The sequence below is a fragment of the endosymbiont of Riftia pachyptila (vent Ph05) genome (genome assembly GCF_000224455.1).
In the GTDB taxonomy this organism is placed as follows: domain Bacteria; phylum Pseudomonadota; class Gammaproteobacteria; order Chromatiales; family Chromatiaceae; genus Endoriftia; species Endoriftia persephonae.
The window spans coordinates 1-18,770 of record NZ_AFOC01000077.1; the positions used below are offsets into that span (position 1 = coordinate 1).

Consider the following 18,770-nt stretch of genomic DNA (forward strand, 5'->3'; position numbering starts at 1 on the left):
TGGTGTGGCGATTGGGTCTGAAGGGGCGTACTACGCTGTTCGCTGTGTTGTTACTCTTCGCCAATGGGGGTTTCCTCAGCCACGGTTATGAATTCCGCTACGATCTTGCCGTTCTACTGGGCTGGTTGCTCGGTTTTGTCGCGTTGCAGGAGCGCTCTCGTGCCGGATTGATCCTGTTGGGGCTGTGCATCGGCTGGCTCGCCATCCACCATCTGAAAGGCGTCTACTTTGCCGGTTGGCTCTACCTATTCGGGCTGCTGCGTCTGCAGTTGGATCGGGGTCTGCGTCCTGGGAGCCTGCTGCCTTATCATCTGGCACTGCTGTTGCCAGCGTTGCTCTGGGCCGGGTACTCGCTATTGTCCGGGCGCAGCGGGGAGTTGATCGGATTCTATTCAGGGTTCATCTTACTCTCGCTGGAGGCGCAGAAGGTCTGGCCTTGGGAGTCGATGCTGCGGCGTCTGGTCCTGGATGGTCCCTGGTGGTGGCTGGTGTTGCCCGCCTCCATCGGTGCGCTGCTGATGCGCCGGGAGCGCTGGCTGCGCTGGGCGGCGGGCTTTGTCTTGGTCGGGGGGCTGTTTCCATTTGTCCACCCCCATCCCTGGCCTATATGGTGGTGCCGCTGCTGCCATTTGCCGCCCTGCTGGCGGCAGCTGGGCTGGAGGCGGTTGTGGAGCGGACCGGGCTGGTTGCCTGGCAGCAGACGATGGTGTTGTCGCTGCTGCTGGTGGCCCTGGGCGCGGGCCCCTATTTTGCAACGTTCTGGGGCCTTCGGCAGGTGCCAATGGAGCGGCAGGTCGCGAGTCTGCGGTTGCTCAAAGAGGTGCTGCGCCCGGATGACCGCATTATCGATCCCTCAGGACTCGCCTATTTTGTTCGACCGGCGTTGGCGTTTTGGTATAGCGATAGCCTTTTTCGGCAACGGTATCAAGAGGCGGTGGCGTCTGTGGTGGATTTGAAGGGTGCGGATGCGGCCAGCCTGGCGCTGCAGACTTATCGCCTGCAGTGGCTGCCAGCGGAGCTGCGACAGCGACTTGGGCTCGATACGGCCAGATCCTGTGGTGGTGTCAGCTTTCTACAACAGGATGAGCGAGAGCGGCGTATCTCAGAGGCGTGTGAGCTGCGCCAGGATAGACTCGAATCGTTTTGGTAACCGATGCGGAGGCCTATTTGCGATAGAGGGCCGGCAAGTGTAAGATGCGCGGTTTTTCCGGTGTCCGTCCTGCGGACGCCACTCCTTGCTTCACCGCCTTGTGCGGGAGGCTGCCTAATCCGAAAGGAGAGACAATGAGGCATTATGAAGTCGTGTTCATGGTCCATCCGGACCAGAGCGAGCAAGTCCCTGCGATGATCGAGCGCTACCGCTCAACCATCGAGTCGAAAAGCGGCACCATCCACCGTTTGGAGGATTGGGGGCGGCGCCAGCTGGCTTATCCGATTAACAAGATCCACAAGGCTCACTACGTGCTGATGAACATCGAGTGCGATGGCGAGGCCCTGGGCGAGCTAGAGAACGCATTCCGTTTCAACGATGCGGTGATCCGCAATCTGATCATTCGCCGCGACGAGGCTATCACTGAGACCTCGCAGCTGGCCAAGGGTCAGGATGAGGACGATGATCGCCGTGAGCGTCGGAGCGACTCCGACCGCCGCCCTGCCAAGGTAGAGGAGCAGGCGGCACCTGAGGCTGAGACGGCGGTAGCTGAGGCTGAGACGGCTCCGAGTGAGCCTGCGGCAGCGGCTGAGCAAGCAGGAACAGAGGACTAGATCATGGCGCGTTTTTTTCGTCGTAAAAAGTATTGCCGTTTCACGGCTGAAGGTATCACTGATATCGACTACAAGGACCTCAACCTGTTGAAGGCCTATGTAAGCGAGAGTGGCAAGATCGTGCCGAGCCGTATCACCGGCACCAAGGCCAAGTACCAGCGGCAGCTGGCCACCGCGATCAAGCGGGCCCGCTACCTGGCACTGCTGCCCTACAGCGATAGCCACTAAGAGTAATAGATAGGTCGACCGGATAGCGCCATGAAGGGGCTGGCATCCCTGGTGATGCGGGGTATTTCACCAGCGGTGATGGTGATCACCGTGAGTGCGATGCTCTCACTGAGTCTTCCGCTGTTCGGTATCCTGAGTGCTGCGGCAGTGGGATTGATTACCCTGCGGCAGGGATCAAGGGCAGGGCTCAAGGTTTCTGGACTTTCCACCCTGGCAGTGGGTGTGATGATGCTCCTGATCTTGGGCAACCCGCTCCCCGCGCTGGGGATTCTGCTGATCCAGCTGTTGCCGCTTTGGCTGCTGGCGATGCTGCTGCGAACCAGCCGCTCTCTGGATCTGACGGTCCAGGCAGCTTTTGGGCTGGGGCTGTTGGCGATTCTTGGTCAGTACCTGCTGATGGGGGATCCGGCCAGCGTCTGGCTCGAGGAGCTGAGGCCGCTGGCAGAGCAGTTTGAGCAGAGCGGTCTGCTCACGGCTGAGCAGGGGCTGCAACTGGTGCAGACTATTGCCGGCTGGATGGCGGGGCTGTTTGCAGCCGGGTTGTTTCTGCAGCTGGTAGCCGGGCTCTTTCTGGCTCGTAGCTGGCAGGCAGCGCTCTACAATCCGGGTGGCTTTCGGAAGGAGTTTCATACCTTTCGGCTGCATCGGATGTTTGGTGTTGTAGGGGGGCTTGCGCTAGCGGTAGTGTTGATGCCAACACTACTGGACGCTGGTCTGCTCCGCGACCTCGGTGTGCTGTTGCTGGTGTTGCTGTTTCTGCAGGGGCTGGCGATGAGTCACAGCCTTGTGGCTAAGAGGAATGCCGGATCGGGCTGGCTGGTCGGTCTCTATCTGTTACTGATTATATTGATGCCGCAGATGGTGGTGGTGCTCTCCGCCATCGGTCTGACGGACATCTGGATAAATTTTCGCGCCCGCTTTAAATCGAGTGATATAGGCGGACGCGAAGGTGATTAGACCTTTAAGGTGAATACAATGGATATTATTCTGTTGCAGAAAGTCGATAACCTGGGTGACCTGGGTGAAAAAGTAAAGGTAAAGAGCGGTTATGGCCGTAACTACCTGATTCCCTCCGGCCGTGCCATACCGGCTACTGCCGCCAACCTGGCCGAGTTCGAAGCGCGTCGTGCCGAGTTGGAGAAAGGGGCAGCCGATAAGCTGGCTGCTGCCGAGGCACGCAAGGAGAAGCTTGAGGGCCTCGAGATTTCCATTAGCTGCAAGGCGGGTGACGAGGGACGTCTGTTTGGCTCCGTCGGCACCATCGATATCGCCAAGGCGGTGAACGAGGCGGGTGGCGAGCTGGAGAAGCAAGAGGTGCGTCTGCCTAACGGCCCGTTCCGCGTTGCGGGTGATTACGAGGTGGAACTGCACCTGCACACCGACGTCAACGCCAGCCTCAAGCTGCAGATCGTCCCGGAAGCGTAAACCTCCGCAGTGACGGTTGTGACCCGCGCCCCGGTCGGCCAGTGTGCCTGCCGGGGTGCTGGCGTTTGTGCGCCAGCATAAGTTGAATCTACCACTCCTCCCTCCGCTACGGTGCGCCCCGGTTTAGCTATCGTTCCGGTTTTTACTTCCCAGCGCAACTGCCAGACACTGTCCCTGCCGCTTTCCTGAAGCTGGCGGAGCACGTATCCTTAGCACTTTGGGCGGCGTCACCTTGATGTCGTCCGCTTGCTAGATGTCATCATGTCAGAACAATCCTATCCTGCTGATATACAAGACTATTTTTCGGATCGCGCCGAAAATCTGAGGGTTCCGCCCCACTCGATTCAGGGCGAACAGTCGGTGCTGGGCGGGCTGATGCTCGATAACTCCACCTGGGACCGCATCGCCGACCAGCTGGTGTCGGAGGATTTTTACCGCAAGGAGCACCGCCTGATCTTCGATGCGCTCAGCGCACTGGCAGATCAGAGCCAGCCTTTTGATGTGGTGACTCTGGCGGAGGTCCTGGAACGGCGCGGTGACCTGGAGGAGGCGGGTGGCCTGCCCTATCTGGTGACTCTGGCGGAAGAGACACCAAGCGCCGCCAACATCAAATCCTACGCTGGCATCGTGCGCGAGTATGCGGTGATGCGTCAGCTGATCTCGGTGGGTACCGAGATCTCCGACATCGCCTTCCATCCTGAGGGTCGCGATGCGAATGAACTGCTCGACCATGCCGAGCGCAAGGTGTTCGAGATTGCCGACCAGCGTACCCGTGGCGGTGGTGGCTTTACGCCGATCAAGGGCCTGCTGACTAAGGCGGTGGATCGCATCGAGACCCTGTTCCAGCAGGATGAGCCGATCACCGGCGAGTCCACCGGCTTCAGCGACTTCGATGAGATGACCTCGGGGTTGCAGCCAGCGGATCTGATCATCGTCGCCGGGCGTCCCTCCATGGGCAAGACCACTTTCGCCATGAACATCGCCGAGAGTGTGGCGATCAAGGCTGGCAAGCCGGTGGCGGTGTTCAGTATGGAGATGCCGGGCGACTCGCTGGCGATGCGCATGATGTCGTCGCTGGGGCGTATCGACCAGATGCGGGTGCGTACCGGCAAGTTGGAGGATGATGAGTGGCCGCGCCTCACCTCGGCGGTGAGCATGTTGGCGGAGACCAAGCTCTTCATCGACGACACCCCGGCCCTGACTCCCACCGAGGTACGCGCCCGGGCGCGGCGCCTGAAGCGAGAAAACCCCGACCTGGGGTTGATCGTGCTCGACTATCTGCAGCTGATGCAGGTGAATGGCAGCAACGAGAACCGCACCACCGAGATCTCGCTGATCTCGCGCTCGTTGAAGGCGCTGGCGAAGGAGCTCAATGTACCGGTGATCGCCCTCTCCCAGCTCAACCGCAGCCTGGAGCAGCGCCCCAATAAACGCCCGGTGATGTCTGATCTGCGTGAGTCTGGCGCCATCGAGCAGGATGCAGACCTGATCGTCTTCATCTACCGCGACGAGGTATACAACGAGGATAGTCCCACCAAAGGTATCGCCGAGATCATCATCGGCAAGCAGCGTAATGGTCCCATCGGCACCGTGCGTCTCACCTTCCTTGGCAAGTACACCAAGTTCGAAAACTATATTGCAGACCCCTACGGCGACGAGAGCTATTGATGAGTTTTGCCCCCCAGGCACTCATTGACCGGGCGGCTCTGCACCACAATCTGCGCCGAGTGCGCCAGGCTGCTCCAACAAGTCGCATCTGGGCGGTGATCAAGGCCAACGGCTACGGTCACGGCATGGAGCGGGTGGCGCAGGCACTGACAGATGCGGACGGCTTTGCGGTGGCGCGTATCGACGAGGCGGTGCGGCTGCGCGCCGCCGGTATCGACAAGCCGCTGCTGGTATTGGAGGGGGTGTTTGATGCCGAGGCTCTGCGCGCAGCAGCGGCCCACCAGGTTGCAGTGACGGTGCACCAGACCCAGCAGCTGGAGCTGTTGGAGCAGACCCTACTGGCTCACCCGATCGAGGTCTGGCTCAAGGTGGATAGCGGCATGCACCGGCTTGGTTTCCGGCCGGAGGCGGTGGCAGCAGTGGCGCAGCGGCTGCAACAGACGCCAGCGCTGGGAGTGTTGCATCTGATGACCCATCTGGCCAACGCTGATGCCCCGCAGGATCCTGCCAACCAGGACCAGTGTGTACGCTTCGACGCTATCGATACCACCCCCTTTGCGCAGCTCTCCATCGCCAACTCTGCCGGACTGTTGGCCTTTCCTGAGTGTCAGCGTGACTGGGTCCGGCCCGGCATCATGCTCTACGGGGTCTCACCCTTCAGCGAGGGCAGTGGTGAGCCGCTGGGCCTGAAACCGGTGATGCGCTTCAGCGCTCCGGTGATCGCCGTGAATCGCTATGAGACGGGTGAAGCGGTCGGCTACGGCGGCAGCTACCGCTGTCCCGAACCGATGCCGGTGGCGGTGATCGGCGTCGGTTACGGTGACGGTTATCCGCGCCATGTCCCGGGCGGCACACCGGTACTGTTGCGTGGCCGGCGCCTGCCGCTGGTGGGGCGGGTCTCGATGGATATGATCTGCGTCGATGCCCGTGAGCTGCCCGATCTGCAACCGGGCGAACCGGCGCTGCTGTGGGGGCCGGGACTGCCGGTGGAGGAGATCGCCAGACGGGCTGGCACTATCCCTTATGAACTGCTGTGTGGTATCACCGGGCGGGTCGGGTTTGTCGAAGTCAATTCGGAGGAGGGCAGGGATGGCGCAGGGTAGTCGAAAATCTTCCAAATCGGTCTACAGTTGCTCGGCCTGCGGTGCCACCTCTCCCAAGTGGGCCGGCCAGTGTCCCGACTGCAAGGCGTGGAATACCCTGGAGGAGAAGGTTACGGGCAGCCGAGGTGGGTCGGGCCGCTATGCCGGCTACGCCGGTGCGAGCCAGACTAAGGTGTTTCCGTTGGCCTCGGTGGAGACCGCATCGGAGGTGCGCCGCAGTTGTGGCAGCGGCGAGCTCGACCGGGTGCTGGGCGGCGGTCTGGTGGATGGCTCGGTGGTGTTGCTCGGCGGTGACCCCGGCATCGGCAAGTCGACCTTGTTGATTCAGACCCTGGCCCAGCTTGCTCGTGAGATTCCGACCCTCTACGTCTCCGGTGAGGAGTCGCCGCGACAGATCGCGTTGCGCGCCCAGCGCCTCGGGCTGCAGGTGGGCAGCTGCAGTTGCTACCAGAGACTGCCATCGAGCGCATCATTGCCACTGCTGAGCGAGAGCGCCCGGCAGTGATGGTGGTCGATTCGATCCAGACCATGTATACCGAGCTGCTGCAGTCGGCGCCGGGCTCGGTTTCTCAGGTGCGTGAGTCCACCGCGCAGCTGGTGCAGTTTGCTAAGCGTAGCGGTACCGTGGTGTTTTTGGTCGGTCATGTGACCAAGGAGGGGAGCCTGGCGGGGCCACGGGTGTTGGAGCACATGGTTGATACGGTGCTCTACTTCGAGGGCGAGGTGGGCAGCCAGTTCCGTCTGATTCGGGCGATCAAAAACCGTTTTGGCGCGGTCAATGAACTGGGCGTCTTCGCCATGACCGAGAAGGGCTTGAAGGAGGTTAGCAACCCTTCAGCGATCTTCCTATCCCGCCACAGCCAGTCGGTGCCAGGCAGTGTGATCCTGGTGACTCGGGAAGGCACCCGGCCGCTGCTGGTGGAAGCCCAGGCGCTGGTGGATGAGAGTCCGCTGGCCAATCCACGTCGTGTCACCCTGGGGCTGGAGCAGAACCGGCTGTCGATGTTACTGGCGGTGCTGCATCGTCACTGCGGCATCGGCATGTTCGATCAAGATGTCTATGTCAACGTGGTGGGCGGTGTGCGCATCACCGAGACTGCCGCCGATCTGGCGGTGCTGCTGGCAGTGCTCTCCAGCTTCCGCGATCGGCCGCTGCCGGAGGGGTTGGTGGCGTTTGGTGAGGTGGGGCTGACCGGTGAGATCCGCCCAGTGCCGAATGGTCAGGATCGTCTGCGCGAGGCGGCCAAACATGGTTTTAAGCTCGCCATCTTACCCAAGGCGAACGCGCCCAAGCGGGCACCGGAGGGGGTTCGGGTGGTGGCGGTGGAACGGCTTGCCGAGGTGCTTGACGCGATATAATGGANATTATCGCAACAGCTCTTCCAGCTCCCGCTCCAGCAGGGCTGGGTCTGTGCTGTTGAGTTCAACCAGACGCCGCAGGTGGGTGATGCTGTCGAGGTCGATCTCGATACACTGCAGGCCGAGTCGTTGCGCCTCCTGGTGGACGGCGTGGCACTGCATCTTGATTTGAGCCTCCTCGTCATCGAGTCTGATCTGTAGTTCAAGCGGCTTCGTGGTTGGTTGCCAGTCTGTCTCGATCTGCACCAGCGCCCCCTTCAGGGAGATATCGATCAGTCGGACCTCGGTTGTATGATCTTCGACGTTCAAGGTCGCGGGGATATCGAACAGGATTCGATGAAACTGCCGACGTTCGTGCTCTGGCATGGCGGGTGGCTCTTGGCTTTAGAAGTGAAACTGCATCTTGGTCTCGCCGACCTCGATCATATCCCCCTCTTTTAGTAGAAAACTCTCGCTGCCGATGGGGTGATCGTTGACCTGTGGCGGGTTGGGGCCCTCCAGATAGGAGATGTAGTAACCATCGTTCCGCAGCGAGATCATAGCGCAGTCGGTGCCGGCGCGGCCGATGCGGGTGAGATTGCGGTTGAGCGGGATGATGCGTCCCAGATGAGTGCCACTAAGTATCTGCAGGATCCCCTTGCGGCGTGATTCATCGATGTTGGTCCCCTCCGGCCCACTCTCTGCCTGTTCGTTACTCCCCACCGGTATGTTGATGTCGCCGGAAGGTTCGATGGCGTCTTCTGCATAGGCAAGGGTGTGTTTGCCGATCTCCATCAAATCGCCATGGGTCAGTTCACTGCGCTCGATGGAGTTGTAGTTGAGCGACAGGGGGTACTCTTCGTCGAGTACCTCGATGCGGCATTGTTGATCGTCCAACACGATTTTGGCGTGCAGCGGCGCAATTGCCAGGCTATCGATGCAGATGTCGCAGCTGGGATTGCGACCGATGAGGGTCTCACCCGGCTTGAGGTGATACACATCGATCAGGCGGCCTTTGAATGAGAGTGTCAGCTTTGGCATGGCCGGGTCCGTGAGATCAGTTGTTCTTGCTGCTTGCTAGGGAGCCTCTGAATGAATTTTGGCGAGCAGAGTTGTGAGGGTAAATTCTCCGCTGCAAGGAGAAAATTGCAAGTAATAGCTGGTCTATTGCCAAGATTTCCAACGCAGCAGCGGGAAATTTGGATCGCAAGGCTGTCATTCATGATTCGTTCAGAGGCCCCCTAAAGAGCCGAATCAAATGATCAGACCTATTCAAGGCATACGAGTGGTGGCGCTCTATCAATGCTGGCTCCTCCACGAAAAATGATTTGGCGCTAGCTTTAGATGCAGATGATATATACATAATAAGTGGGTGATCAACTAGTTAGAGCCCTTTTTGGATTCAGTTTCACTGTTTTTCAGGTCAGTTCGGATGCGCACCATCTTTACCGTGTGGCCGGAGGTTTGCATGATCTCGATTGGGAGGCCCGCCAGGCGCAGGCTGGTACCAGGTTCCGGGATGGTCTCCATATACTCCAGGATCAGGCCGTTGAGGGTCTTTGGACCATCGGTTGGCAGCGGCCAATCCATTTTGCGTTTCAGGTCGCGCACACTGGCACTGCCCTCTACCAGAAAACTGCCATCCTCTTGAGGGTGCACATTAGGCAGGCTGTCGAGAGGATCGGTGGTGAATTCGCCGACAATTTCCTCCAGCAGATCAACCAGGGTCACCAGACCGAGCAGGTCGCCATATTCGTCCACCACCAGGCCGGTGCGTCGTTTGAAGCGCTGAAAATTGAGTAGCTGCTGGTTGAGCGGGGTGCCTTCCGGGATGTAGTAGGGGGTTTGCGCGATCTCCCGCAGGGACTCTTTGTGCAGCCCACCATTGGCCAGCAGGCGCGCTGCGCCGCGTAGCGGCAGCATGCCGACCACTTCGTCGATGCCGCCGTCAACCAGTGGCACCAATGAGTAGTGGACTTCCTGGATCTGCTCGATAATCTCATCCAGCGGGTCTTTCAGGTCGATTAGCGTGACTTCGTTGCGTGGTACCATGATGTCCTCGATCTGGGCCTTCTCCAGGTCGAGGATACTGATCAGCATGCGTTGATGGAGTTCAGGAATCAGTGCCCCCGCCTCGTTCAGAACAATACGCAACTCCTCCTGACTGAGGGCGTCACGACTGCGATGCGCATAATCCACCCCCAATAGCCTGAGCAGGTTGTTACCCATCCAGTTGACTATCCAGACTAGCGGGTAGAGTAGTCTCAGTAGGGGTTTGTAGATGTGCGCGGCAGGGAAAGCGACCCGCTCCGGATGCAGCGCAGCGAGGGTTTTCGGGGTCACTTCGGCGAAGATCAGGATCACCAGGGTGAGCAGGCCGGTGGAGATGGCGATGGCGGTGTTGCCGCCGAGACGGATCGCCAGCAGGGTCGAGATCGAGGATGCCAAGATATTGACGAAGTTGTTTCCCAGCAGGATCAGCCCGATCAGTCGGTCGGGGCGGGAGAGCAACAGGGAAGCCTTTTCAGCACCCTTGTGGCCCTTTTCTTTGAGGTGTCGCAGGCGATAGCGGTTGAGCGACATCAGCGCAGTTTCGGAGCCGGAGAAGAAGGCGGAGAGCGCAATCAACAGAGCGAGGGTGCCAAATAGCAATCCTGTGGATAGATCGTCCAAACGGAGGTTTCCTTACATAATTCCTCGACCTCCTATCTTCGAGTAGTAGCAGGTGATGTCAAGCGCTGAAGTCGCTTTTCTCCCATCGATCTGGAGAAGGGAAAAGGCCTCAGGAAAGAGTTCAGTCAATATGACGATTCGATAGCCAGGCTATTGTTGCAAACCCCCCACTAAATCTGGTCTGTTTTGTCACATTATTAACTGATTCTTTGCCCTGTATTGCAGCTTCGCCTTCAGCCGGATAAATCGGCTGAAGCCGGCTCTACATGTGCTCCATGTGACTGCCAGGTAATAATAATTATCAACTGTGACAGATAGTTAGCGGTTGTTCATGCCAAAAAATATATGTATGACGTTATTTTGACATGGCTTAATATTACTGCTTTACTAGGCAGCACCTCCCCTCTCCACGGGGCAAAGAAAGAAGGAGTTCAGACACAATGGGGCAGTCGGCAAAACGAGCAGGGCAGGCGTTTCCCAAATTGTGTGCCTATCTGATAGATGATGATGAGGCTCGTCGAGAGTACCTGGAGCATATTCTCTCATTTCTGGATGCCCGTCTTCACCGGGTGAAATCCTATCAAGACATCAAAAACCATGTGGAGGCGGAGAAAGAGGCCTGTTCAGCGGTACTGGTCAGCCCTCATTACTGCCAGGGTGAAGGGCGGGAGATGATCGAGGCGCTGGAGAAGCAGATGCCGGATCTGCCGGTATTTCAGATTTTTGGTGAGGAGAACCCGACTAGTACTGAGGGTTGTGAAAACGTTATCGGTCAACTACAGATTCCCACCCACTATGACGAGTTGATGGCGCTGATCCACAAGGCCCAGGTGTTTCAGGAGAGTCGAAGAAATGGCGACCATGTCACCGCCCGTTCGGTGGAACTGTTCCGTTGTCTCTCCGGTAGCAGCCGGGCGACGCACCAGATCAACAAGATGATCGATCAGGTGGCGGACTCCGAGGCCACCGTGCTGATCCTGGGCGAATCGGGCACTGGCAAGGAGGTGGTGGCGCGCAAGCTCCACTTCCACTCCAAGCGGCGCGGCAAACCCTTTGTGCCAGTCAACTGCGGCGCAATCCCTGCTGACCTGCTCGAGAGTGAGCTGTTTGGCCATGAGAAAGGGGCCTTTACCGGCGCCATCAGCAGCCGCCAGGGTCGGTTTGAGATGGCAGAGGGGGGCACCCTGTTTCTTGATGAGATCGGTGACATGAGCATGCCGATGCAGGTCAAGCTGTTGCGGGTTCTGCAGGAGCGTAGCTTCGAGCGGGTCGGCAGTAACAAACCGATCAAGAGCAACGTTCGGATCCTCGCCGCGACCCATCGGAACCTGGAAAAGGCGATTGAAGACAATAGCTTCAGAGAAGATCTCTACTATCGGTTGAATGTCTTTCCGATCGAAATGCCGCCACTGCGCGCGCGCGTCGAGGATATCCCGGTGCTGGTTACCGACTTGATACGCCGCATTGAGAACGAGAAGCGGGGCTCGGTGCGGCTGACCCCCGCTGCAGTCGCGGCGCTGAGTCACTACCGTTGGCCCGGCAACGTGCGGGAGCTAGCCAACCTGATCGAGCGGCTGGCGATCCTCTACCCCTATGGCGTGGTTGACGTGGCTGATCTGCCCGACAAATTCCGTCCGGTCGGCAACCTGGTGGATACTGTGCAGTTGCCGGAAGTGGCGATCAGAGGGAGTGAGCCGGATACTGTGGTGCATGCCCCGCGCCTGCCTAATGAGGGCATCGACCTGAAGGCGCACCTGAGCACCCTGGAGCAGAGCCTGATTCAGCAGGCACTGGATGAGTCGGAAGGTGTGGTCGCCCATGCCGCCAAGCGGCTTCACATGCGCCGCACCACACTGGTGGAGAAGCTACGGAAATATGGCCTGCAGCGCCAGACTGAGTCGACAGGAATTTGACGCTTACTCCACACTGTTATTATTAACTCATTGAATTTAAATGAAATCATAATAACGGCACGGTTTTTGTTAGTGGTATTGCAAAGGATGAATCCGCAATACCAAGAGACAAAAAACCGTGTCGAGCCAAAGTCTACAGCCTGAGCGCCGCGAATCCCTTGAGGCGGCCTTCAATCTCTTCAACCAACTCTCGGAAGAGCTGACCGGCTCCTATCGGCAGCTGCAGGAGCAGGTGCTGCAACTGAACCGGGAGCTGGCGGCGACCCGCAGCGACCGCATGTCACAGCTAGCAGAGAAGGAGCGTCTGGCGGATCGTCTGGGTCGCCTGTTGGAGACTCTGCCAGCTGGGGTGGTGGTGCTAGATGGCGAAGAGCGGGTGGTGGAGGCCAATCCGGCCGCATTGCGTCTGATCGACGGGCTCACAAAAGGCGCCAGCTGGAAGGCGCTGGAACTGGCGGCGTTTGAGGCGCAGCGGCTGCCGGCGGCTGACTGGACGTTGCGCGACGGACGTCTGCTGAGCGTCTCCAGTTGTGCCCTCGAACACTCGCCGGGCCGTATCCTGGTGTTGCTCGATGTGAGTGAGACGCGCCGTCTGCAGGAGCACCTCAATCGTCAGGAGCGATTAGGGGCGATGGGTGAGATGTCGGCACAGCTGGCGCATCAGTTGCGTACCCCGCTCAGCTCGGCGCTGCTCTACGTCTCCCAGCTGGGGCGTGATGATCTTTCGTCACCTCAGCGGGAGCGCTTTACCGGCAAGCTGCGTTCGCGGTTGCAGCACATGGAGAGTCAAATCCGTGACATGCTGCTATTTGCCCGGGGTGGAGCTGGCGCAGAGGAGCCACTGTCGCTTGTTGAGCTACTGAAGGGGTTCACCACCACCCTCGCCAGCGAGCTGCAACAGACTTCGGTCAGCCTGCATCTGGACCACAGTGATGCTGAAGCCGCCCAGATTCTTGGTCGAAGTGATGCGCTGCTCGGGGTGCTGGGGAATCTCGCCGACAATGCGGTGCAACACGGCGCACGCACTATCTGCATCAAGCTCAGTGGCGGCCCGCTGTTGACCATCCTCTTCTCAGACGACGGCTCTGGTATCGCACCGGAGGTTCGTCACCAGATATTCGATCCCTTCTTCACCACTCGTCCCGCCGGCACCGGCCTGGGATTGGCGGTGGCACAGAACGTAATTCTCGCCCATGGCGGTGAGATCCACCTGCTTGATTCACCTGCACCGGGCACCCGTTTCCAGATCGAGTTGCCTCGTTACCAGTCGTGCCAGCGAGAGCAGCTAACGGAGAGACCGCTTGCAGCAGACAAAGTCGAGCCGGTTTCCCGTCACCGGAGTGCAGTACTATGAGTCAGTCAACCGTTCTCATCGTTGAAGATGACCCGGCTCTGCGGGAGGCGCTGAGCGATACTCTCGAACTGGCGGGGTATCCGGTCGTAGCAGCAGACGAAGGTGGTGCTGCCCTGGAGATTCTCGAGCAGGAGCCGGTCGGCATGGTGGTGAGCGATGTGCAGATGCGGCCGATGGATGGTTACCGGCTGCTGAAGCAGATCAAGAATAGCTATCCAGAGCTGCCGGTGCTGCTGATGACCGCCTACGGCACGATCGAGAAGGCGGTCGATGCGATGCGTGACGGTGCGGTGGACTATCTGGTGAAACCCTTCGAGGCGGAGCTGCTGCTCAACAAGGTGGCCAGTACCATCATCGATACTTCAGCCAGCGCCGGCAGTGGGCCGGTGGCGGAGGATCTACGCAGCATTGAGGTGCTTGCGCTGGCACGTCGCGTGGCGGTCAGCGATGTCACGGTGATGGTACAGGGTGAGAGTGGCACCGGCAAAGAGGTCTTCGCCCGCTACATCCACAACAGTTCGCAGCGCCGGGACGGCCCCTTCATCGCCATCAACTGTGCCGCGATTCCTGAAAGCATGCTCGAAGCGGTGCTGTTTGGCTATGAAAAGGGCGCCTTCACCGGCGCCTATCAGTCCACCGCCGGCAAGTTTGAGCAGGCCCAGGGTGGTACTCTGCTGCTGGATGAGATCTCCGAGATGAGTCTGGCGTTGCAGGCGAAACTGCTGCGAGTACTGCAGGAGCGGGAATTGGAGCGCCTGGGTGGCCGCCGCATTATCGAACTTGATGTGCGGGTGTTGGCCACCACCAACCGCAATCTGCGCGAAGAGGTCGCCGCTGGCCGCTTCCGCGAGGATCTTTTCTACCGTCTTAATGTCTTCCCACTGCTGCTGCCGCCACTACGGGAGCGTCAGCGCGACATCCTGCCGTTGGCAAAGCATTTGATCCGCCAGCATCTGCAGCCTAGGGAGGCGATGCCCATCATTGAACCTGCTGCAGAACAGCTTCTGCTTAACCACCGCTGGCCCGGTAATGTGCGAGAGCTGGACAACCTGATACAGCGGGCCCTGATCATGCGGCAGGGGGAGAACATCCGGGCTGAGGATCTCAGTTTTGGGGCAGGTTTGTCGCCGGAGCCCGACTCAGCAGAAGCGAAGGTGAGCAAAGAGGGGGGTAGACGCCTGCCGGAGGATCTGCGCTCGGTAGAGGAGCAGATGATCATGGAGGCCCTGCGGGAGGGTAAGGGAAGCCGCACGTTCGCGGCAGAACGGCTGGGGATCAGCCAGCGTACATTGAGGTACAAGATCGCAAGGATGCGAGAGGCTGGTGTTGAGATACCGGGATGATCAGAGTGGTGCGGAAACTGCATAGCAATAGCAGGCATGATTTCATCAGGGGAAAGGTGCAATGAGCAGTATGGACATCAACCAGGTTCTGGCGCAGATGCGGGTGATGAGCGCCCAGGCACAGAACCAGGCAGAACAGAGCAAACCTGCCGCGCAGGCGGATTTCAGCGATCTGCTGAAGCGTTCCATCGACCAGGTCAATGAGACCCAGCAAGAGGCCAAGGCGCTGACCCAGGCGTTTGAGACCGGCGAGAAAGATCTCGATCTGGCCCAGGTGATGATCGCAGTACAGAAGTCGAGCCTCTCGTTCGACGCCATGGTCCAGGTACGGAATAAGCTGGTGAGGCCTACAAGGACGTGATGAACATGCCGATCTAGGAGGCTGTTGGGTTATGGCTGTTTTACTGTGGAAAAGCCTTGCTGGTCGAATTTTCCGTTCGTTCTCGTTAAATAGAGCGGGCTATTCGCCTCGAACGAACGAAAAATTCACCTCAGTGACGCTTCCCCTCGCTACAAATCCCATAACCCGACAGCCGCCTAGCCGTTTGAGGGGGGAGTGAGTACATGGAACTGACCAATCCTGAAGAGCCGGGTGGCAAGGCCCTGGAGGTAAGCCGGCGGCTGCAAGACAACCCGCTGCTACGCCAGTTGGCGGTGATGGTCGGCATTGCCGCAGTGTTGCACTCGGTGTTGCGGTGGTGCTGTGGAGCCAAAAGCCGAGCTACAGCGTGCTGTTTGGCAACCTGGCGCAGAAAGATGCAGCGGAGATCGCCCAGGTGCTGCAGCAGTCGGGCATCGACTACGAGGTGGATCCTGCCAGTGGCCTGATCATGGTGCCGAGCGGTGATTTGCAGCAGGCGCGGATGAAACTTGCCGGCCAGGGTTTGCCGCACAGCGACTCGGTCGGCTTTGAGCTGCTGCAGCAGGAGACCGGTTTCAACACCAGCCGACTGGTGGAGGCGGCGCGCTACCAGAGGGCCCTGGAAGGGGAGCTGACGCGTACCATCATGACCCTGGCTAACGTGGAGACAGCGCGGGTTCACCTGGCGACGCCGAAACAGTCGGTGTTCATTCGCCAGCGCAAATACCCCAGCGCCTCGGTCACCATCAAACTCTATCCCGGTCGCACCCTGGAGAAGGGCCAGGTGGAGGCGATCGTGCATCTGGTCGCCTCGGCAGTGCCAGAGTTGGAAACCTCACGGGTCACGGTGGTGGACCAGAAGGGACGTCTGCTCAGCGGCGATGAAAACTCCAGCCAGATGAGCCTCACCACCAGCCAGTTTGAATACACTCAGGAGCTGGAGGCGCACTTCAAACAGCGCATCGAGGATATCGTTGCGCCGCTGGTGGGCAAGGAGAACCTGCGTGCCGAGGTCACTGCTGAACTGGATTTCAGTCAGGTGGAGCAGACCCAGGAGAGCTTCAATCCCGATATGGCGGCGCTGCGCTCTGAGCGGGTCAACGAACAAGTGAGCCGGTTGCGTGCCGAGCAGGGGGTGCCGGGGGCACTCACCAACCAGCCGCCGGCGGCCGGATCTTCTCCGGAGCAGGCATCCGGCGTAGGCGGCGAGGGAGAGGGCACGCCGATCAACACTAGCAAGCAGGCGACGCGCAATTTTGAACTCGACAAGACTATTAGCCACACGCGCCTGCCGACAGGTTCGCTACGGCGCTTGTCGGTGGCGTTAGTGCTCAACGATCGGGTGCGGCTGAGCATCAACGAGGCGGGTGAGGAGCAGATCGAGACGATCCCGCGCACCCCGGAGGAGATCTCCAGCATCACCAATCTGGTCAAGGAGGCGATCGGTTTTAACCCGCGCCGCGGCGACAGCGTGCGGGTGATTAGTGAGACCTTCTTTGTCCCAGCACCGCCTGAGCCGCTGCCCGAACTGCCGATCTGGGAGCAGCCCTGGTTTTGGGATGCAGTGCGTCAGGCCAGTGGGCTGTTGCTGGTGCTGCTGCTGATCTTCGGCGTGCTCAAGCCGACCATGACGCGCCTCACCGCTCAACCTGGTGAGGGTGGGGATGAGGAGGGCGAAGGGGTTGCTGCTGGCGGCGTGATCGGCGCCGAAGGTATGGCGGGCGAAGGGCTTGAAGGCGAGCTTGCGGGTGAAGGTGGGCTCGCTGGCGAGCTGGAGGGGGGGGAGGCGGTCAAGCTGCCCGGCCCCGGTAGCTATGAGAAGACCCTTGAAGCCGCCCGCCAGATGATCGCAGAGGATCCAAAACGGGTCGCCCAGGTGGTCAAACAGTGGATAGCCGACGATGCCCGATAACAAGAATGCCATGGTCACCGAGGCGGAGGTGGCCGAAGTTGAAAATATAAGCGGCCTGAACCGGGCAGCTATCCTGTTGCTCGCCTTGGGCGAAAATGATGCTGCTGAACTGCTCAAGCACATGGGCCCGAAAGAGGTGCAGGATGTCGGCATGGCGATGGCCGGACTAACCAACGTCACCACCGATCAGATGGAGATGGTGATGCGCCACTTCGTCGCCAACCTGGAGAAGCAGACCGCACTTGGGCTTGGCTCCGACGAGTATATCCGCAACATGCTGACCAACGCGCTGGGGGCCGACAAGGCGGGGGGCGTGATCGACCGCATCCTGCTGGGGCGCAACAGCAAGGGTTTGGAGCAGCTTAAGTGGATGGATTCGCGCTCCATCGCTGAGCTGATCCGTCTGGAACATCCACAGATCATTGCCATCGTGCTCTCGTTTCTCGAGGCCGACCAGGCCGCCGAGGTGTTGTCGGAATTCAGCGAGCGGATCCGCACCGACATTATAATGCGCATCGCCACCCTCGACGGTATCCAGCCCAAGGCGTTGCAGGAGCTGGACGAGATCCTGGAGAAGCAGTTCTCTGGCGCCACCAACGTCAAATCCTCCAACCTGGGCGGGATAGATACCGCCTCCAGCATTCTCAACCTGCTCGATGGTGCAGTCGAGAGCCAGGTAATGGACGAGATCATGGAGGCTGATGCGGATCTGGGGCAGGAACTGCAGGACAATATGTTCGTCTTCGACAACCTGATCGATGTGGATGATCGTGGCATCCAGACACTGCTGCGAGAGGTCGCCTCCGAACAGCTGCTGCTGGCGCTGCGCGCAGCGGATGAGGGGCTCAAGGAGAAGATATTCAAGAATATGTCGAAGCGCGCCGCAGAGATGTTGGCGGACGATCTGGAGGCGGCAGCGCCGACCAAACTGAGTGACGTAGAGGCGGCGCAGAAGGAGATCCTGCAGGTGGCACGCCGACTTTCCGACGCTGGTGAGATCATGCTGGGAGGTGGCGGTGATGAGTTCGTCTAAACTGCGGCCGGAACAGCAGACGGATGAGATCCGGCCCTGGCTGCCTCCCGAAATGGAGGGAGAACGCAAGCCAGAGCGCCCGGCGGATGAGGTCGAGATGGAGGATGCAGAGCTGCCGGCTCCGCCCACTGCTGAGGAGCTGGAGGCGGTTCGTCAGCAAGCGTATGAAGAGGGTTTCGAGAAGGGCAAGGAAGATGGCTTTGAGTTCGGCCACAAGGAGGCGCTGCAGCAGGGGCGCGAGCAGATCAAGCAGCATATTGCGCGCCTGGAACGGCAGCTCAGCCTGCTCGACGAGCCGTTGCGAGAACTTGATAGAGCGGTGGAGGAGGAACTGGTGACCCTGGTTATTGCGATGGTGCGCCAGCTGGTGCGGCGCGAGGTGCGTGCCGATCCGAATCAGATCGTCGGTGTGGTGCGTGAAGCACTGGCGATCCTGCCAGTCTCCTCGCGCAACGTCAGGCTGCTGCTGCACCCGGAGGATGCCGAGCTGATCCGTGAGATCTACGCTCTGGGTGAGGCCGATCTGGGCTGGGATATCATCGAGGATCCGGTGATCAATCGCGGTGGCTGCCGGGTGATCACCGACACCTCCCAGGTGGATGCTACTCTGGAGTCGCGTCTCGCCAATCTGATTGCGCCGCTGTTGGCTGGGAGC

Annotated in this window: 17 protein-coding genes and 2 pseudogenes; 16 read left to right on the forward strand and 3 right to left on the reverse strand. The window is 59.7% G+C overall.

What is annotated here, in order from left to right; all coding sequences use genetic code 11:
• From RIFP1SYM_RS18225 to radA, 9 genes and pseudogenes are all read left to right on the forward strand, one after another.
• Positions 1-956, forward strand: a 956-nt coding sequence (locus RIFP1SYM_RS18225; protein WP_240992104.1) for a hypothetical protein, incomplete at its 5' end; no start/stop codon positions are given.
• Positions 947-1,150, forward strand: coding sequence for a hypothetical protein (locus RIFP1SYM_RS18230; protein ID WP_006473917.1), 204 nt, complete (start codon positions 947-949; stop codon positions 1,148-1,150). The genes RIFP1SYM_RS18225 and RIFP1SYM_RS18230, both read left to right, overlap by 10 nt.
• A 134-nt stretch (positions 1,151-1,284) precedes the next feature.
• Positions 1,285-1,764 (forward strand): 30S ribosomal protein S6, encoded by a 480-nt coding sequence (gene rpsF, locus RIFP1SYM_RS11900; protein WP_039960396.1) that lies wholly within the window; start codon positions 1,285-1,287, stop codon positions 1,762-1,764.
• A gap of 3 nt (positions 1,765-1,767) precedes the next feature.
• Entirely contained in the window at positions 1,768-1,992 is a 225-nt protein-coding gene (rpsR, locus tag RIFP1SYM_RS11905) for a 30S ribosomal protein S18 (RefSeq protein WP_005964967.1), read from the forward strand.
• A gap of 30 nt (positions 1,993-2,022) precedes the next feature.
• The gene (locus RIFP1SYM_RS11910; RefSeq protein ID WP_005964970.1) at positions 2,023-2,949 is read left to right on the forward strand and encodes a DUF2232 domain-containing protein; all 927 of its coding nucleotides are present in this window, start codon (positions 2,023-2,025) and stop codon (positions 2,947-2,949) included.
• 18 nt (positions 2,950-2,967) lie between these two features.
• Entirely contained in the window at positions 2,968-3,417 is a 450-nt protein-coding gene (gene rplI, locus RIFP1SYM_RS11915) for a 50S ribosomal protein L9 (RefSeq protein WP_006473914.1), read from the forward strand.
• Positions 3,418-3,678: 261 nt separating this feature from the next.
• Positions 3,679-5,085 (forward strand): replicative DNA helicase, encoded by a 1,407-nt coding sequence (dnaB, locus tag RIFP1SYM_RS11920; protein ID WP_006473913.1) that lies wholly within the window; start codon positions 3,679-3,681, stop codon positions 5,083-5,085.
• Entirely contained in the window at positions 5,085-6,188 is a 1,104-nt protein-coding gene (gene alr / locus RIFP1SYM_RS11925; RefSeq protein ID WP_006473911.1) for an alanine racemase, read from the forward strand. The genes dnaB and alr overlap by 1 nt, the downstream gene beginning before the upstream one ends.
• A pseudogene (gene radA, locus RIFP1SYM_RS11930) lies at positions 6,175-7,547 on the forward strand (DNA repair protein RadA). The gene alr and the pseudogene radA overlap by 14 nt, the downstream one beginning before the upstream one ends.
• Positions 7,548-7,553: 6 nt before the next feature.
• Here radA and RIFP1SYM_RS11935 read toward each other — a convergent pair.
• The 3 genes from RIFP1SYM_RS11935 to RIFP1SYM_RS11945 all read right to left on the reverse strand — a co-directional run bounded on the left by RIFP1SYM_RS11935 (position 7,554) and on the right by RIFP1SYM_RS11945 (position 10,199).
• Entirely contained in the window at positions 7,554-7,913 is a 360-nt protein-coding gene (locus RIFP1SYM_RS11935; protein WP_005964987.1) for a PilZ domain-containing protein, read from the reverse strand.
• Between the two features lie 18 nt (positions 7,914-7,931).
• Positions 7,932-8,567: an FHA domain-containing protein gene (locus RIFP1SYM_RS11940; RefSeq protein WP_005964989.1), complete on the reverse strand. Its 636-nt coding sequence runs from the start codon at positions 8,565-8,567 to the stop codon at positions 7,932-7,934.
• A gap of 339 nt (positions 8,568-8,906) precedes the next feature.
• Positions 8,907-10,199: an HlyC/CorC family transporter gene (locus RIFP1SYM_RS11945; RefSeq protein WP_005964992.1), complete on the reverse strand. Its 1,293-nt coding sequence runs from the start codon at positions 10,197-10,199 to the stop codon at positions 8,907-8,909.
• 440 nt (positions 10,200-10,639) lie between these two features.
• On the opposite strand from RIFP1SYM_RS11945, the gene RIFP1SYM_RS11950 reads away from it, so the two are divergent.
• The 7 genes and pseudogenes from RIFP1SYM_RS11950 to RIFP1SYM_RS11980 all read left to right on the forward strand — a co-directional run.
• On the forward strand, positions 10,640-12,112 hold the full coding sequence (locus tag RIFP1SYM_RS11950) for a sigma-54 dependent transcriptional regulator (protein WP_005964996.1): 1,473 nt from the start codon (positions 10,640-10,642) through the stop codon (positions 12,110-12,112).
• A 118-nt stretch (positions 12,113-12,230) separates the two neighbouring features.
• A complete protein-coding gene (locus RIFP1SYM_RS11955; RefSeq protein WP_005964999.1) occupies positions 12,231-13,466 on the forward strand; it encodes a sensor histidine kinase in 1,236 nt (411 codons plus the stop codon).
• Entirely contained in the window at positions 13,463-14,809 is a 1,347-nt protein-coding gene (locus tag RIFP1SYM_RS11960) for a sigma-54-dependent transcriptional regulator (RefSeq protein WP_039960397.1), read from the forward strand. Before RIFP1SYM_RS11955 ends, RIFP1SYM_RS11960 begins: the two co-directional genes overlap by 4 nt.
• A gap of 61 nt (positions 14,810-14,870) precedes the next feature.
• Positions 14,871-15,187, forward strand: a pseudogene (gene fliE / locus RIFP1SYM_RS11965) (flagellar hook-basal body complex protein FliE).
• Between the two features lie 320 nt (positions 15,188-15,507).
• Positions 15,508-17,082, forward strand: coding sequence for a flagellar basal-body MS-ring/collar protein FliF (fliF, locus tag RIFP1SYM_RS11970; RefSeq protein ID WP_240992105.1), 1,575 nt, complete (start codon positions 15,508-15,510; stop codon positions 17,080-17,082).
• The gene (gene fliG, locus RIFP1SYM_RS11975) at positions 17,072-18,115 is read left to right on the forward strand and encodes a flagellar motor switch protein FliG (RefSeq protein ID WP_005965013.1); all 1,044 of its coding nucleotides are present in this window, start codon (positions 17,072-17,074) and stop codon (positions 18,113-18,115) included. Before fliF ends, fliG begins: the two co-directional genes overlap by 11 nt.
• Positions 18,102-18,770, forward strand: a 669-nt coding sequence (locus RIFP1SYM_RS11980) for a flagellar assembly protein FliH (RefSeq protein ID WP_039960398.1), incomplete at its 3' end; no start/stop codon positions are given. The genes fliG and RIFP1SYM_RS11980, both read left to right, overlap by 14 nt.

Excerpts from the sequence above, each read along its gene's own strand:
- rpsF (WP_039960396.1), top strand. The coding sequence starts at position 1,285 with ATGAGGCATTATGAAGTCGTGTTCATGGTCCATCCGGACCAGAGCGAG.
- rpsR (WP_005964967.1), top strand. The coding sequence starts at position 1,768 with ATGGCGCGTTTTTTTCGTCGTAAAAAGTATTGCCGTTTCACGGCTGAA.
- RIFP1SYM_RS11910 (WP_005964970.1), top strand. The coding sequence starts at position 2,023 with ATGAAGGGGCTGGCATCCCTGGTGATGCGGGGTATTTCACCAGCGGTG.
- rplI (WP_006473914.1), top strand. The coding sequence starts at position 2,968 with ATGGATATTATTCTGTTGCAGAAAGTCGATAACCTGGGTGACCTGGGT.
- dnaB (WP_006473913.1), top strand. The coding sequence starts at position 3,679 with ATGTCAGAACAATCCTATCCTGCTGATATACAAGACTATTTTTCGGAT.
- alr (WP_006473911.1), top strand. The coding sequence starts at position 5,085 with ATGAGTTTTGCCCCCCAGGCACTCATTGACCGGGCGGCTCTGCACCAC.
- RIFP1SYM_RS11935 (WP_005964987.1), bottom strand. The coding sequence starts at position 7,913 with ATGCCAGAGCACGAACGTCGGCAGTTTCATCGAATCCTGTTCGATATC.
- RIFP1SYM_RS11940 (WP_005964989.1), bottom strand. The coding sequence starts at position 8,567 with ATGCCAAAGCTGACACTCTCATTCAAAGGCCGCCTGATCGATGTGTAT.
- RIFP1SYM_RS11950 (WP_005964996.1), top strand. The coding sequence starts at position 10,640 with ATGGGGCAGTCGGCAAAACGAGCAGGGCAGGCGTTTCCCAAATTGTGT.
- RIFP1SYM_RS11960 (WP_039960397.1), top strand. The coding sequence starts at position 13,463 with ATGAGTCAGTCAACCGTTCTCATCGTTGAAGATGACCCGGCTCTGCGG.
- fliG (WP_005965013.1), top strand. The coding sequence starts at position 17,072 with ATGCCCGATAACAAGAATGCCATGGTCACCGAGGCGGAGGTGGCCGAA.